This window comes from Bradyrhizobium sp. Kon37, from assembly GCF_055807535.1.
Genome location: NZ_JBVVOY010000212.1, coordinates 1 through 309, shown reverse-complemented (window position 1 = coordinate 309; position 309 = coordinate 1). Strand labels below are relative to the sequence as shown.

The 309-nt window shown below is 64.7% G+C and carries 1 pseudogene; it reads right to left on the bottom strand.

What is annotated here, in order from left to right:
- Positions 1-38: 38 nt before the first annotated feature.
- Positions 39-309: pseudogene (gene klaC, locus AC0L3J_RS37850) on the bottom strand (tellurium resistance system protein klaC); the annotation flags it as partial.

Sequence of the window (309 nt, the reverse complement as noted above, 5' to 3'; positions counted from 1 at the left end):
GACGAAAGCCCGGTTTCCGGGCTTTTGTCTCTTGCCGCTTATGGCTCTGCACCCGGCTCCATCACCAACAGGTCGCGCACGCGCTTCACTCGGTTGCGGATCGACACTGCCAGCCCAACAAAGCCGGTTGCCGCCGCCGCCAGGATCGCGCCGATGATGCCGGCCACACCGGCCATCGCCCACCAGGTCGCCGCCTTCCGGTTCCATTCCTGCTGGTACTGCTTCGCAATGCTGGACCTCGGCTCACCATAGGCTGACCGCTCGATGGCGTATGCCGCTTCTCCCCTTGGCGTAAAACCCAGCGCCGCA